Raw genomic sequence first — 13,643 nt, 5'->3', positions numbered from 1 at the left:
GTCCGTTTGGGGTCGCACAGGGTAGAAGCCAAAGTTGGCCGCTCACGGCACTTTGGCTTTCGCCTGGCGGCGTCGGCTGGCCTCCTGGGCGCGCACTCAACTACGGTCAACGATTTTTGTGATTTGTCCGTTGCCGAATGAGAATTCCGATTTTCCCTGAAGGTCAAGAACAGTACCGGCGAGCGGGCCGTTAGGAATGTCTGCGGCCAGCGTTCCACGGTACGCAATGGTTGCGATGGCGGAGTCATGGCCGAACTCCAAGTCCGTTATGCGTTGCTCGCGCTCAGAGAACAATAACTTGGACTGCTCCGCGAGCTGTCTGAACTCAGCAGCTCCGGTTGTTGCCGCCGTGAGTTGGTCGCCCGAGTAGTTCTCGAAGCGAACATCCTGGGAAAGAAGCGACAGCATTCCATCAACGTCGAACGCGTTGTAGGAAGCCAGGTAGCGGGCAATGAGGTGCTTCATGCTTTGAGGGTTCATGATCTCTCCATGCAGGCCTAGCTGCCAAATAGATGAACTCAGAGGGCCGGGTACACGACTATCCGAGAGGCACCGCATGACGCGCGCTTCCCTGAGAACAACTTGATCTTAGGGCCGGCGAGCTCAGCCAACAAGCGAGCGCATGACGCAAGCTGGCGGCAAACGTTGTCCTCGCTCCAAACTCGCGCCGATAGACATGCTCCGGAATGCTGGCCGCGCACAGAAACCAGGACCATTCAGAACGCCGTCCACACCGAAATCTGCCCACGCTCGCATGAGGTCGCTACCTGACGCCAAGGTCGTTTTCGGCAGGCGGGCGGCGCAGTACATCGGGATCGGCGTGGAGCCGGGGCTTATCCCCGAGCCCAAACCGGAACCTGCTCCCGAACGGGCGCACTCAGGCCTCGCAATGAAATGAGTGTCTGCAGATGTGCGCTCCTCGGTCAGGCAATTGAGGGCGTTCGCCAGCTGGCCTACCATCTCACGAGTACCCAGGGTGGTGCCGGAATGAGTGTGTGGATTTCTGGAGGCGTCTGTGACGAAGTTGAAAGCAACGAAGCAGCCTCAGCTGCTGCTCGATACGGGCGACGTCATCAAAACGCACCCGCGTGATGGATATTGGGGGGCGGCGGTCGTACTGCAGGTGTCCGCAGAGGACGGGATGTTCGCCATGTCGTGCCATATCGGCATAACCCCCATCGTGTTCCGGCACGATTATGCGTTCGCGGAGTTGGATGCATCCAATCTATCGATACTTGAATTTCATCGGGGCATCCGCGGCGAGCCCTTCGAGTATGGACAGCGTCGTGAAGTCTGCATTGGCATCTACAAGCGCAAGGTCACAACCGATCTGTCCGTGCTTGGACGTATGGACAGTGCGTGTATCAAAACGCCACCGCTGTCGTTCCAGATCGGGAACGGCTCCGATGGGGGATGGCCTCTATGCAGGCTGGGAGGCAACTTCGGGAGCGAGGCCATTGATGAATGGCGTCGCGTTCATGACCGCGTGAGGTATCTTGACGAAGGGGAGAAGGCCGCTCTTTCGCATGAAGCCATGCTTCAGAACTTTCCCAAGAATCAGGCATAGACCGCTCGTTTCGATGGTCAAGAAGAGCGATGGCGCCCAGCTCAGGATGGACGACCATCAGGCGCTGCGCGCACGGGTGCAGACCGGTTGCAACCGTCAGTCAGGTGTTGCCGGCGTACGTCAGGCAGTGGACGGTGACATGGAACTTCTCGTTGCCTGGCATCCGTCCGTTGGCGATGCCTGATTCCATGAATCCCACGGATTTGTAGAATGCCAATGCGGCCTCATTCCCGGACAGGACCTCGATGGAAAGTCCGTTCGGTCGTTCCAGCAGCGTCGCCTTCGTCAAAAGTTTTCCGACGCCGGAGCGGTAGGACCCCGGGTCTACGTACAGCCATGCGAGTTCGTCCTCACTGAAGGCGACGAAGCCCAGAACAGTGCCGTTCCTCTCGGCGACAAGGATGTCATAGTCAAAGAGACCTTCTTTCTCGGCGGCGATCTCCAGGGGAATGAATGCATCCTGCAGGCCAGCTTCGCGCAACTCATCCATGCGGGCCAGGTCATGAATCGCGCAGAGGCGGGGCCAATCGGCATTCTGGTAGGGACGAATGTTCATGCGATGCCTGCGTCTGGTTGCCAGCTCGTTGTGCTGGGCTGCATGCGGATTGTAGCCATGGTGGTTGGTGGGCTGAGGGCTGGGGCCCCGGTCTGGTTGAACCCTGGTCCCCGGCAATCTCCACGTGTTCCACGACATCCTTGATGGCACGCGGCCCCGTTCTACGAGTACGAAGTTGCTGCGTGATGGCCCGACTTTCTCTGATTGCGATGGTGCCACCTGCGCGGGCGATTTGCGGGTGCATCTGGGCATCATCTAGCTTCGATTGACGTCGTGCCCACGCTCAAGCAGGCCGGTGGGCGCAAATGTGCGCCGCGAAACAGAATGGTCGTTACATCGCGTCCTATGCTCTGTCTGCCTGAACGATCAGGCCTACAAGGAGAGTGGCATGAAGAAGTGGATCAAGCGCGTCGTCGCCTGTGGCTTCCTGTCGATGGCCGTTTTCGGGGGAGTGGCCTCCGCGTCCTGGTGTGGCACGGGCTGTCTCAACAGCTATAACGCCTGCATTGCCCGTGGCACCGCGCAGGACAAGTGCGAGGCCATCTATGAAAGCTGCCTGGAACTGATGTGCCCGAACGGTTGATGCGGTCCCAAGGCATTGCTTGAAGACGCCGCCGGCTTACGTGCCGGCGGCGCTCTTGCGAGGGGTTCTGCTTCGAGGCGAAGGGAGGAGCGCCGTCAGTGCGAGCGCTGCTTGATCCGGGTGAGCGATTGGACCATGCCTTCCTTGGTGACCATGCACAGGAAGCGACCATCGGGATAGTCCACGATGAGCTCGTCCAAGGTGTCGTTGACCGGGACACGGGTGACCAGGGCGCCGTCGGCGTTCGCTCGCATGTTGCAGGCGCCCAGCTGGACGCCGCCATTCGCGCTGGCGTGGTGCGGCGCGTGGCCCTCGGAAGAACTGTTGCGGAACACGGCACGGCAGCCGTCCTTGACCCAGATCGAGTGGCGGTTGAGGCCCCAGCTTTGGCCTTCGACGCAGGCGCTGTGGCTCAGTTGGCGTACCAGCTCCACGTTGCCGCGGGTATCCATGTCGCATTCCTGCTGCTCGCTGCCGCGTGATTCGCAGGTGACTTCCGCGGGCAGTCCGCTGGACGTGGCGGGCCCGCTTGCTGCGGGGGCGGGCCCGGTTCCGGCGACGATCTGCCTTGCGACGACGCAAACGCCATTTGCACCCCCGCGCCCCGTGTAGGAGAGGTCCACGCCGCCGTCCGGCTTGCGGCTGAGTGACAGGGTCACGCCGCTCTGGCTGTCGAAGGCCTCGTAATAGTTCTCGTTGAATTGCTTGAGCTTGGTCTCACGACCGTTCACGTAGATTGGGCCACCTTCGTCCGCGTGGACTTCAAGGTCACCCGGGCAGAGGGCGTTGGTCAGCGGAATAGCCGCCTGGACAGCTGCGGCGTGGCCCAGCAGTCCGGCAAGCGCTAAGGTCGGGAGAGCGAGTGAGCGCAGCATGGGCGGAGTTCCTGCAGGTGGTTTGTGCGGAAATCCTATAGCAGGTTGGGGCGAGTGTCTTTACAGGGCGATACCTGTGCAACCCATATCTGGAAGGCGTCTTACGACAGGGGGCAGCCGCCCGACAACCGCCATCACCGTGGATCAGCCGGGGCTCATTCCTGATGGGCAAACCGGGGTTGCAGCACGCCGCCCACCTCGACCTGTTCGACGAACATGGCGTAAGGCCGTGCCCAGATGCCGAGATCTCCATACAGCGGCTTGTAGAGGACCAGCGGCTCCAGCGTCTCGCTGCTCCTGGCAAGGCCGATCACCTCGTATTCGCCTCCTTTGAAATGCCGGTAGCGACCGAGCGGAAGGGGCGGGAGGGGTGGCAGGTCGGTCATGGCGCGTCTTCCGTGCGTGGAGGGAGCGGATCGTAGCATCCGTGGAAGCGATGGCATCCGAACTTGAGGAAAGGGGGGGAGGCTGTTCGCGGGAGGCCATGCCGTACCTTTCTCAGGTCCCCGGATGCACGCGTGATTGGTGAGGAAAGCAGCGTGCGTCGATCACAAATGCGGCATTGTCGAGAGTACCAATGCATCGCGTCCCGGGAGGGCGGCCGGGTATCGGTCTTCTGCCTTCGCGACGAATCCGTGAGGGATACGCAGGCCTGTGAGCAGGACATCGGCAGGTGACGCGCGTGTGCAGGGCGGAACAAGAACGAGGCGAGTGAGTCGCAGGGTGCGTGTCTTCACTCCAGTGATGAGGCAACGGCGTACCACCGTTGCCTCATACGGGAGCTTTCAACCCAACTCCCTCTGTGCTTCAACGAGCGGCTGTCGCTTGATTGAAGCATTGCGCTCATCCGCTACGGCATCGCAGCGGCCAAGGATGGCGGCTCGGGATGGCTGGAGAGTCGTGCCTAGCTGGAAAAAGAGAACTTTCGCGCTGCGTCGGTCAGGCCACGTGGCAGTGCGTCCAGACCCGCAGCATCGCTTTGCCCTCCCATGAACGGATGCTCGCTTGCCTTGACGGTGAACTCGCCCGGGCAACTGAACGTGATGTCGCCGCCCTCCAGCGTGATCGCACTGCTGCCGGCCTGCAGCACCACCTTGCTCTGGGCGAGCACGTCGATGCGCTTGTCGGTGGCGGTCACCGTGAGTGCCTGCTCGGCGAGCAGTTCCAGTTCACCGTCATTGGCCTGCAGGCTGACCGGCCCCTGCGCGGCGATGACCCGCAACGGGCCGGCCTGCGAGAACAGGGAAACACTGCCGCCGGACACCGAGGCCAGTGTTTCGCCGGCGTTGGCATGCAGGTCCTGTTGTACGGTCAGTTCCAGGTTCTGGCCGGCGAAGGCCACGGCGCTGGCCGGGGTGGTCCATGCAACGTGATGCGGTGCTTCGGCCAGCAGGAGCGGCTTGCCGAAGCGTTCGACCGGCGTGTCGCCGGGGGTGCGGCCGTCGTCAGGCTTGAATGCGGATTGCCCGTTGACCTCACCTTGGTAACGGCCCTGTTGCTCGGGGTCGATCAGCTCGCGCAGTTTGCCGGTCTGCTGCCAGGCACTGAGGCCGGGCACCTGCTGCTGGCCGAGCGTCTGCTGCATGGCGTCCAGGCTGCGCTCGGCGCCCTTGAGCTGGGAAACGACGCTGGCATTCTCCATCACGGTGTTGGCAGCACGCTCCTGCGCGCTTGCCGACAGCAGCATGCCTTCGGCGGCATGCACATTGCCCCAGCCCGTGGTGGCCAGTTCGAACCCTTCACCGCGCAGGTTTCCGCGCGAGGTGTTCTGGTGTTCGATCAGGTAGCCCAGTTCCAGGCGGCTGTCGGCCAAGGAGCTGTGCAAGCGGGTGCGCAGCTGCCCGGGCGTATCGTCGATCACCCATTGCTGGCTGCCGCCGCCATCATGCGAGGTGGTGTGCAGGCCGCTCAGCACGCCAGGGTGCTTGGCGTCTTCGTCCACGCCGCCACCGAAGGGCGGCGCAACTTCCCCGTTGTACAGCTGGCCGGTCACGCGTGGCTGGTCGATGTCGCCGTGAAGGAATTCAACGAGCACCTCGCTGCCAATGCGCGGCAGGAATGCCGTGCCCCAGTTGGGGCCGGCCACCCATTCGGCAACGGGAACCCAGCTGCCGGTGGTCTGGTCACCGGGGGCATGGCCGTCCTGGGTACTGCCGGTATCGCTCAGGCCGCCGCTGTTGGGCTGCGCGCCGCGCTGCCAATTGAACTGCACGCGGACCTGGTGCTCGCGATTGGGGCTGAGTGCGGCGTCAGCGACGCCAACTACGCGCGCGGATTGTGGGCCGTGCAGGGTGGGGCGGTCCTGCGGCAAGGCGCGGATGGCTACCTGTGCGTCGGTGGCGAGGAACTGGTTGCGGTAGCTGCCACGCTCCAGTTCCGCGCTGCCGAGCAGTTCGGCGATGCCATGTTCCAGATTGTTGACCGCGACGTGCTGGACCGACAGCAGGTGAAGGGACTGCCCTTCATGCTGGGGGTGCTGGGCCAGGGCGAAGCGGCTGCCCGCGGCAAGGCGACGTTCGCTGCCGCCGCCGCTGAACAACTGCTGCGGCACGCGCAGGGCGTCCAGTCGTGCCTGCGCCTCGTCTTCGGCCCATTGCGCCTCGTTGAAGCGGCCGGCGCGCGGCTGCACGTAGACCTCCAGCGGGGGCAGGTTGCCGGCATCGGCTTCCAGTTGCGCAGCGACGGCGACAAGCTTCTCGCTATGCCAGCTGGAGGTCGTGCTGATGTTGGGAACCAGTTGCCGTCGCTCCGAAAACTGCGTGATGCCATCGCTGCTCTCGGTGGCATGGGCGCGATGGAAGCGGATCGTGCCAAGGTCGGCCAGCTCGCTGGCGGGCTCGTAGATCACCAGCTGGTGCTTGCCATCACCGTCCTGGTTCTGCTCGATCCGCCAGGCCAGGCCAGCTTCGGCGAGCAGGCGGTTGATGAACTCGCCGTCGGTCTCGCGGTACTGCGTGGTGACGGCGCGGCGGGGGAGGCTGGCCTTCACGTCAAAGCGATAGTCCGCCTGCGGGTAGTCGGCGAAGATGGCCTCGCAGATGGCACGCGTATCGATGTCCTGGAAGATCACGGCGTTGCGGCGCAGGCCGAGCAACGCGGTCCATGGCTCCATCACCAGCCGGTAGCGCGCCAGGCCGCCGTCGCTGCCCAGTAGCGCGGTGGCCGTGCACAGGCCGTGCCACTGACGCGTGCTGCCATCGGCCTGGCTGAGCTGCAGGGTGAGCGGCTGTTCCAGCCAGGCCTCGGTATCGAGGGAGGCATCGGTGGCCAGGCAGTCGATCTGGAAGCGGGTGTCGCCGCAGACGCTTTCCTCGCCCTCGAAGCGCTCCACCACCAGTGCATCCGAAATGCCCTGCAGGCGGATCAGGCGATCACGATGCGAAAGCTTGGAGAGGGAGGCGAGCAGGGTGGAGCTTGGGATATCCATATCGGCAGGCTCATGGCAGGGTGATCGTGATGTGGGCCGTGCGTTCCGGCATCTGCACCACATCGTTGTAGGCGGCCAGCTGCTTCTGGGTTTCATGGCCCATGTAGAACCGCAGGCCGAAGAAGGCCAGCACGCCGAAGCAGCCGACCAGCACCGCCGGCAGCCACATCGGGATCACGCGGCGCAGCTGGTGGCGCACGCTGTCCGGCGGCAGGGCGTGCGGTGCGAAGCCGTGGCGCTTGCCCTTGAGGTACACGATTTCGTCGCCGAGCCGCGCGGTGAGGTAGCCAAGCTTCTCAGTGCCTTCCAGGCGGTACTTGCCTTCGAAGCCCATCAGCAGGCAGTAGTGGTAGACCTCGAGCGACGGCAGCCGGGGAGCGCCCTGGCGCCGCAGTTCCTCCAGCCGGTCGAAGAAGTGCTCGCCGGCCAGGTGCTCGCCAAACAGCCGCAGCTGCAGCGGGTTGCGTTCCCAGACCTCATGCAGTGCCGAGGGCTGTGACAGGATCGCCTCGTCCACGGCCGCGCAGAACGCGTACTTGGACGCATAGACGTCCTCGGACGAGATCCCCAGGCGCATGGCGTTGCGTTCCACGCCATCCAGGAATTTCTGCACGGTCTGTACGAACGACTCGGCGTCGTTCGGCAACTGGCCGCGCTTGAGCAGCAGCAGCAGGTAGAAGCCATCGGACATCAGGTCCAGCAGGCTTTGCGGCGCGGCGGCATTGGGCGTGGCATTGGCCATCGTCGCGTTGGAGGTCAGCGACGGCATCGGCCCGGGGGTCGGGGGAAGCTGGGAGTTCATCATGAGGTCACCGCGACAAGTTCCATCTTCAGGTCGGTAATGCCGGCCGGCACGTAGATCATCAGCGACTGCGCCTTGAGCATGCGCTCATACAGCGCGCCGCGCGCATCCAGTTCGAAGTAATGGCTGCCCGGGCGTACCGGGATGGCGGCAGGCACCTGGGCGGCGTGCGCGAGCTTGACGCCGGGCAGCGCGGACAGCACGCACTTCTCCACGTCGTCCGGTGCGCCGACCTTGAACCGGACCGGGACGGTCTGGATGAGTTCCTGGGCGGGCAGGGCCGCCGACACGGACAGGTAGAACGAGGCGTTTCCATCGATGCGCTGCGAGTCCAGCCGGCCCAGGTGATAGGACGGCTTCACCTCGCTCAGCGCGATCTTGAAGTAACGCGTGGAGATCACCGTATCCAGCAGTGCGCGCACGATGTCCAGCAACCTGCGGAACGACTCTTCCGGTTGGTCGTGGCGGTACACCGGCAGGTCGCTCAGTGCATAGGCGTTGGAGAAGGTGAGCAATGCGCCGGCCATGCGCAGCAACTCCTGGTGCAGGCGCTCGGGATGCAGCTGCGGATGGTGCAGCAGGTGCGCCAACGCACTGAAGGAGGTGTTGATGGTGTGCAGCAGCCAGAACGAGGCAATGTCGCCGGAGCGGAACTCGATGATGTTCTGCGAGGTCTGCCGGTGCAGGCCGTACAGCGCGTCGACCTTGGCCTGCAGGGCGTCGAGCACCGAGCGCAGTTCGCGATGGAGGTAGGGCGAGGCCTGCAACTGCGCGCACGGCGGGATGAATTCGTCGTCCAGCTCGAAGCCGCCGCTGGACGTGCGGCGGATACGGGCGATCGGCACGGTGGCGTAGGCGTCGCGCGGCTGGTCATCGGTGAGCAGCTTCACCGCTTTGCTCAGGTAGGCCAGCTCGGCTTCGGCGGCATCGGTGAACAGATCGCCGGTGACCTGGTTGGCCTGCCGGTAGCGCGCGAGCTGGGTACCTTCGGCATCGCCGCAGTTGTTGCCGTCGTCACGCAGCAGCGGCAACGCCAGGTGGATCACCGTGGATTGCACGCCCTGTGGCAGGCCCTGCAGCGAAACGGCATCGGGGAGGCTGTCGTGCGCGGGCGCGTCGTAGGTCTCGCCATCGGGGAACACCGCAGACAGGTCCAGTGGACGCAGCGCACCGCCGTTGAGCGCGTGCGGATCGAAGCGGACGCGGCGTGCGCCCCAGCCGTAGGGGTGAAGTGTGTGCGAAAGATCCTGCAGGCGTGCCTCGTAGTAGGCGTCCTGCCGCTGGAAATGCTGGGGGCGCAGGAACAGGCCTTCACCCCAGAGAACTTTGGACATCCTGCTTACGTAAGCCACATTTCAATCCTTGGAAATCCCGTTGAATCGACGGCCCCTATCCGTCGAGCGTCGCATGCGAATCCTTATGCTTTCCTGTTCACCGACATCGTGTTGACTGTTGTTCCAATGCCATCACAGCGGTGCAAATCCCCTGCCGCCATGTCGGTTAAAGACGCAAAGATACTAGCGCAAGCGTTAAATCCGTGCCGCCTTGCTTCGTTGCTGAACAGACTGAACGATAGAAAGGTCGGCGTTCATTATGAAGACTGCGTCTCTTAATCAGCGTGACGAAGCGCACCTGATGGAGGCCAGGCTGTTGGGATCGCCCGAGATCCTGGTCAGCAGGGCGGCACTGTCACTGGTCAGGGCGCACGCGTGCACGCCGATGGTCACGCCGGTGGCCGGGAGGTCCTTGGATTTGGCATCAAAGGTGAGCCGCCAGCGGTTCTCGGCAGGTGCGCGGAACAGCGCCACCACGCCAAGCACCATGGTTCCATCACTCAGTTGTTCGGACAATTCCTGGCGCACGCCCGGTGTCAGCACCACTTCGTTGGCGGACAGCAGGTCCGCACCCAGGGCTGCCTGCTCGCCGGCCTGATCGAGGAATGCGTTGAAAGGCGCCTGCTCGAAGCGTTGGCTGCTGCGCAGGTGGTAGATCTTCACGACGGCCGCGGTGGCGCGTTTGTCATTGGCTGCATTGAGATTGCTGCCGGCGTACAGCCGCAGCGGAATCACTGGGGGTTCGGCAGGTTTCTTCTCGCGCAGACCCACGGCCTGCAAGGTGCTGTCTACCGCTTTACCGATCTTTCCGTTGCTCGCGCAGCCGGGCGTTGTCAGTAGAACTATCCCCATGACAGTTGTAACTGAAACCACGCGTAGGAAATCTCTCATAGGCGTATTCATTATTGTGGTGACAGTGGATTTGTGTGAGCTACGACACGGAGTGACGTGTGCACTGCAGCAGGTGTGCAATCTTCAACATGTGAAGAGTGTGTGTAGATCAGTGATTTCTGACTTGTTGAAAATCACTATACCGACGCGTGTTGGCGAATGTACACTCGCGCCGCAGGGACTGGATTCCCGTGTGTTGTATCGGCGGTTGTCTGGTTCCCTTTAGAGGAACTTTCTCAACGAGGGATCACGATGGATGTGAAGGCAATAAGCGCGGTCGCCTATCGGCCGATGATGGCATTGGTTCTGTTGTCCGGTCTTGCTGCGTGTGCGTCCGCACCGAAGAAGCCGGTAGCAGTGCCATTCGAAACGACCATGGCGAATGCCGAGGCACAGGTCGCAACGGTCGGCGCGGATGCATCGATCAAGGCATTCGAAGATGCGGCGAAGTCGGATCCAACGCGCAAGGAGCCTTGGGTGCGTATCGCGCAGTTGCAGTTCGACCAGGGGAATTACGCGCGTGCGATCGTTGCGGCCGAGGAAGTGCTGCAGCGTGATCCGGATGACCTGGTGGCCGATGGCGTGCTCACCGTAGCCGGCTTCCGCGTGGCGAACCAATCGCTGCAGCGACTGCAGGGGCGTGGCGTGCTTGCCTCCGAGACCGCGCGCCGGGAGGCACAGACGCTTGCCGATACGCTGCGCGCGACGATGGGCGATGCGGTGCTGGTGGCTGAAAAGCCCAAGCCGCGCCCGCGCACGCCGGCCCGGTCGACCGGGCGTCGCGCCGCGACGGCAGCACCGGCCTCGGCCTCGGCCCCGGCCGCGGCGCCGGAACGGCCGCAAACACGCAGCGATAACTCCGATCCCTTTCAGAATATCGGCAACTGAGCCAACGAGCTCACAGTCAGGAGACACGTATGGCCAAGAAGGACAGTGTTCAGAAGCGGCTGCAGAAGATCCGGCCGCCGCGCGTCCAGCTCACGTATGACGTTGAGAAGGGTGACGCCATCGAGCAGAAGGAGCTGCCATTCGTGGTCGGCGTGCTGGGTGACTTCAGCGGCAATCCGGAACAGCCGCTGGCGAAGGTGAAGGACCGCAAGTTCGTCAGCGTCGACCTGGACAACTTCGACGAAGTGATGGAAGGCGCCGCGCCACGCGCGGTGTTCCGTGTTCCCAACAAGATCAGTGATTCGGGCGGTGAGTTCGGTGTCGAGCTGAAGTTCAATTCGATCGACGACTTCCGCCCGGAAGCCGTGGTCGAGCAGATCGAGCCGTTGCGCCGTCTGCTGGAGTCGCGCACCAAGCTGGCCGACCTGCGCAACAAGCTAGCGGGCAACGAGAAGCTGGAGGACCTGTTGACGGACGTACTCAACAACACCGAGCAGCTCAAGCAGCTCGGCGCGGGCAAGGGGGAGTGATCTATGTCGGTTGAAGCCAGCCAGTTGGGCGCAGCAGCAGCGGTCACCGAAGAGGTCGGCCTGCTCGACCAGATCGTCGAGAAGAGCAAGGTCGCCAAGTCGCAGACCGAACACGAGCGCGCCAAGGACATCATTTCCGCGTTGGCGCAGGAGGTGCTGGATGGCACGGTGGTGGTGTCGGACAACCTCAACCTCACCCTCGATGCACGCATCGCCGAGATCGACCGGATCATCTCCGAGCAGCTCAGCGCGGTGATGCATGCCAAGGAGTTCCAGCAGCTGGAAAGCAGCTGGCGCGGCCTGCACTACCTGTGCTCGCAGACCTCCACCGGCCCGAACATGAAGATCAAGGTCTTCAACGCGCCGAAGAAGGACCTGGTCAAGGACTTCAAGTCCGCGATCGACTTCGACCAGAGCGCGCTGTTCAAGAAGGTCTACGAGGAAGAGTTCGGCACCTTCGGTGGTGCGCCGTTCGGCGCGCTGATCGGCGACTACTTCCTTGGCCGCCAGCCGGAGGACATGTACTTCATCGAGCAGATGTCGCACGTGGCCGCGGCGGCGCATGCGCCGTTCATTTCCGCGGCGGGCGAGGGCATGTTCGGCCTGGAGTCGTTCACCGACCTGGGCAAGCCGCGTGACCTGGCCAAGGTGTTCGACACCGTCGAGTACGCCAAGTGGAAGTCGTTCCGCGAGAGCGAGGACAGCCGTTACGTCGGCCTGACCATGCCGCGTTTCCTCGGCCGCCTGCCGTACAACCCGAAGGACGGCACCACCGTGGAGGGCTTCAATTTCGTCGAGGAAGTCGAGGCCGCCGACCACAGCAAGTTCCTGTGGTGCAACACCGCCTATGCCATGGGCGCGCGCCTGACCCAGGCGTTCGAGAACTATGGCTGGTGCGCCGCGATCCGTGGCGTGGAAGGCGGTGGCCTGGTCGAGGACCTGCCCACCCACACCTTCCGTACCGACGATGGCGAAGTGGCATTGAAGTGCCCGACCGAAGTGGCCATCACCGACCGCCGCGAGAAGGAGCTGAGCGACCTGGGCTTCATGCCGCTGGTGCATTGCAAGAACACCGACTACGCCGCGTTCTTCGGTGCGCAGTCGGCGCAGAAGGCCAAGAAGTACAACACCGACTCGGCCAATGCCAACGCGATCCTGTCGGCGCAGCTGCAGTACATCTTCGCCGTCTCGCGCATCGCCCACTACCTCAAGGCGATGATGCGCGAGAAGATCGGCAGCTTTGCCTCGGCCGGCAACGTCGAGGAGTTCCTCAACCGGTGGATCGCCCAGTACGTGTTGCTGGACGACAACGCCAACCAGGAAGCCAAGGCGCAGTTCCCGCTGCGTGAGGCTTCCGTGCAGGTTTCGGAAGTGCCGGGCAAGCCCGGTGTCTACCGCGCGGTGGCCTTCATCAGGCCGCATTTCCAGCTCGATGAGCTGTCTGTTTCGTTGCGTCTGGTGGCCGAACTGCCGGCTTCCGCGAAAAAGGCGTAACGGTTTTGCTGTTGCTGTAGCGTCGGGGGGACCCCTGTCCCTGTACGCAGCGACGCGATTAGAGGGCATAGCCCCCTGAACCGCCGGGCCCCCCCGCCCGGCAACCCAAATCTCACGGAAGAACGGAACTTAGGAGACCAGATATGCAGCACGCTTTTCTCTCGATTGACACCATCAAGGGCGAGTCGCACGACGACAAGCACAAGGACTGGATCGAGATCCAGTCGTTCTCGCAGGACCTGTTGCAGCCGCGTTCGGCCACCGCGTCGACCTCCGGCGGTACCACGGCAGCCCGCGTGAACCTGTCACCGATCGAAATCACCAAATCGATCGACCTCGCCTCCACGGCCCTCAACCAGGCCGCCGCCAACGGCACCACCTTCCCGAAGGCCCGCGTGGAGTTCATGCGCGCCGACAAGGACGGCAACGCGATCAATTACTACCTGGTCGAGTTGATGAATGTGCTGGTCCACCGCGTCACCACTACGGTGGACAAGGAGGGCATGCCCCAGGAGGTTGTTCAGTTGAGCTTCGGTGCCATCAAGTGGACTTACCAGCAGCAGAAGCCGGAAGGCGGTGTTGGTGGCAAGACCGTGGCGCAGTGGAGCGCAACCAAGAACATCCCGAACTACACCGTGTGATGTTGTGTCGCTGCGATGGCGCCTCGTGCGCCATCGCAGTCTGATCCCGGCGGGG

General features: G+C 63.2%; 14 protein-coding genes. 6 read left to right on the top strand and 8 right to left on the bottom strand.

The window, feature by feature from the left end:
- Positions 1 to 96 precede the first annotated feature (96 nt).
- A complete protein-coding gene (locus AC06FE_RS00135) occupies positions 97 to 480 on the bottom strand; it encodes a nuclear transport factor 2 family protein (RefSeq protein ID WP_478071917.1) in 384 nt (127 codons plus the stop codon).
- Positions 481 to 1,015: 535 nt separating this feature from the next.
- On the opposite strand from AC06FE_RS00135, the gene AC06FE_RS00130 reads away from it, so the two are divergent.
- The gene (locus AC06FE_RS00130; RefSeq protein ID WP_478071916.1) at positions 1,016 to 1,567 is read left to right on the top strand and encodes a hypothetical protein; all 552 of its coding nucleotides are present in this window, start codon (positions 1,016 to 1,018) and stop codon (positions 1,565 to 1,567) included.
- A gap of 100 nt (positions 1,568 to 1,667) precedes the next feature.
- Here AC06FE_RS00130 and AC06FE_RS00125 read toward each other — a convergent pair whose 3' ends face one another.
- Positions 1,668 to 2,123, bottom strand: a complete 456-nt coding sequence (locus AC06FE_RS00125) for an N-acetyltransferase family protein (RefSeq protein WP_478071915.1) — start codon at positions 2,121 to 2,123, stop codon at positions 1,668 to 1,670.
- Between the two features lie 388 nt (positions 2,124 to 2,511).
- On the opposite strand from AC06FE_RS00125, the gene AC06FE_RS00120 reads away from it, so the two are divergent.
- Complete coding sequence (locus AC06FE_RS00120) at positions 2,512 to 2,706, top strand: hypothetical protein (protein WP_192288481.1); 195 nt, start codon at positions 2,512 to 2,514, stop codon at positions 2,704 to 2,706.
- A 95-nt stretch (positions 2,707 to 2,801) separates the two neighbouring features.
- On the opposite strand, the gene AC06FE_RS00115 is transcribed toward AC06FE_RS00120, so the two are convergent.
- From AC06FE_RS00115 to tssJ, 6 genes are all read right to left on the bottom strand, one after another.
- On the bottom strand, positions 2,802 to 3,581 hold the full coding sequence (locus tag AC06FE_RS00115; protein WP_478071914.1) for a DUF3011 domain-containing protein: 780 nt from the start codon (positions 3,579 to 3,581) through the stop codon (positions 2,802 to 2,804).
- A 155-nt stretch (positions 3,582 to 3,736) separates the two neighbouring features.
- Complete coding sequence (locus AC06FE_RS00110; protein WP_478071913.1) at positions 3,737 to 3,967, bottom strand: DUF1653 domain-containing protein; 231 nt, start codon at positions 3,965 to 3,967, stop codon at positions 3,737 to 3,739.
- Positions 3,968 to 4,485: 518 nt separating this feature from the next.
- Complete coding sequence (locus AC06FE_RS00105; RefSeq protein ID WP_478071912.1) at positions 4,486 to 7,008, bottom strand: type VI secretion system Vgr family protein; 2,523 nt, start codon at positions 7,006 to 7,008, stop codon at positions 4,486 to 4,488.
- Positions 7,009 to 7,018: 10 nt separating this feature from the next.
- Positions 7,019 to 7,810: a type IVB secretion system protein IcmH/DotU gene (gene icmH, locus AC06FE_RS00100; RefSeq protein WP_425603734.1), complete on the bottom strand. Its 792-nt coding sequence runs from the start codon at positions 7,808 to 7,810 to the stop codon at positions 7,019 to 7,021.
- A complete protein-coding gene (gene tssK, locus AC06FE_RS00095; RefSeq protein WP_478071911.1) occupies positions 7,810 to 9,144 on the bottom strand; it encodes a type VI secretion system baseplate subunit TssK in 1,335 nt (444 codons plus the stop codon). Before tssK ends, icmH begins: the two co-directional genes overlap by 1 nt.
- 279 nt (positions 9,145 to 9,423) lie before the next feature.
- The gene (tssJ, locus tag AC06FE_RS00090; protein WP_192288486.1) at positions 9,424 to 10,035 is read right to left on the bottom strand and encodes a type VI secretion system lipoprotein TssJ; all 612 of its coding nucleotides are present in this window, start codon (positions 10,033 to 10,035) and stop codon (positions 9,424 to 9,426) included.
- A gap of 252 nt (positions 10,036 to 10,287) precedes the next feature.
- Here tssJ and AC06FE_RS00085 point away from each other — a divergent pair, with 252 nt between their 5' ends.
- The 4 genes from AC06FE_RS00085 (at position 10,288) to AC06FE_RS00070 (ending at position 13,588) form a co-directional block, all read left to right on the top strand.
- Positions 10,288 to 10,923 carry a tetratricopeptide repeat protein gene (locus AC06FE_RS00085; protein ID WP_478071910.1) on the top strand — a complete coding sequence of 212 codons (636 nt, stop codon included), beginning with the start codon at positions 10,288 to 10,290 and terminating at the stop codon, positions 10,921 to 10,923.
- A 29-nt stretch (positions 10,924 to 10,952) separates the two neighbouring features.
- Entirely contained in the window at positions 10,953 to 11,453 is a 501-nt protein-coding gene (gene tssB, locus AC06FE_RS00080; protein WP_132864113.1) for a type VI secretion system contractile sheath small subunit, read from the top strand.
- Positions 11,454 to 11,456: 3 nt separating this feature from the next.
- Positions 11,457 to 12,947, top strand: a complete 1,491-nt coding sequence (gene tssC / locus AC06FE_RS00075) for a type VI secretion system contractile sheath large subunit (protein WP_192288488.1) — start codon at positions 11,457 to 11,459, stop codon at positions 12,945 to 12,947.
- 143 nt (positions 12,948 to 13,090) lie between these two features.
- Positions 13,091 to 13,588 (top strand): Hcp family type VI secretion system effector, encoded by a 498-nt coding sequence (locus tag AC06FE_RS00070; protein WP_132864111.1) that lies wholly within the window; start codon positions 13,091 to 13,093, stop codon positions 13,586 to 13,588.
- Positions 13,589 to 13,643 lie beyond the last annotated feature (55 nt).

Source organism: Stenotrophomonas sp. Steno-C18 (genome assembly GCF_056393195.1).
This window is presented reverse-complemented; position numbering and strand designations above follow the sequence as displayed.

What these genes read in the sequence shown, in the direction of transcription:
- AC06FE_RS00085 (WP_478071910.1), top strand. Translation starts at nt 10,288, where the DNA reads ATGGATGTGAAGGCAATAAGCGCGGTCGCCTATCGGCCGATGATGGCA.
- tssK (WP_478071911.1), bottom strand. Translation starts at nt 9,144, where the DNA reads ATGTCCAAAGTTCTCTGGGGTGAAGGCCTGTTCCTGCGCCCCCAGCAT.
- AC06FE_RS00125 (WP_478071915.1), bottom strand. Translation starts at nt 2,123, where the DNA reads ATGAACATTCGTCCCTACCAGAATGCCGATTGGCCCCGCCTCTGCGCG.
- icmH (WP_425603734.1), bottom strand. Translation starts at nt 7,810, where the DNA reads ATGAACTCCCAGCTTCCCCCGACCCCCGGGCCGATGCCGTCGCTGACC.
- AC06FE_RS00135 (WP_478071917.1), bottom strand. Translation starts at nt 480, where the DNA reads ATGAACCCTCAAAGCATGAAGCACCTCATTGCCCGCTACCTGGCTTCC.
- tssB (WP_132864113.1), top strand. Translation starts at nt 10,953, where the DNA reads ATGGCCAAGAAGGACAGTGTTCAGAAGCGGCTGCAGAAGATCCGGCCG.
- AC06FE_RS00110 (WP_478071913.1), bottom strand. Translation starts at nt 3,967, where the DNA reads ATGACCGACCTGCCACCCCTCCCGCCCCTTCCGCTCGGTCGCTACCGG.
- AC06FE_RS00120 (WP_192288481.1), top strand. Translation starts at nt 2,512, where the DNA reads ATGAAGAAGTGGATCAAGCGCGTCGTCGCCTGTGGCTTCCTGTCGATG.
- AC06FE_RS00105 (WP_478071912.1), bottom strand. Translation starts at nt 7,008, where the DNA reads ATGGATATCCCAAGCTCCACCCTGCTCGCCTCCCTCTCCAAGCTTTCG.
- AC06FE_RS00070 (WP_132864111.1), top strand. Translation starts at nt 13,091, where the DNA reads ATGCAGCACGCTTTTCTCTCGATTGACACCATCAAGGGCGAGTCGCAC.
- tssJ (WP_192288486.1), bottom strand. Translation starts at nt 10,035, where the DNA reads ATGAGAGATTTCCTACGCGTGGTTTCAGTTACAACTGTCATGGGGATA.
- tssC (WP_192288488.1), top strand. Translation starts at nt 11,457, where the DNA reads ATGTCGGTTGAAGCCAGCCAGTTGGGCGCAGCAGCAGCGGTCACCGAA.
- AC06FE_RS00115 (WP_478071914.1), bottom strand. Translation starts at nt 3,581, where the DNA reads ATGCTGCGCTCACTCGCTCTCCCGACCTTAGCGCTTGCCGGACTGCTG.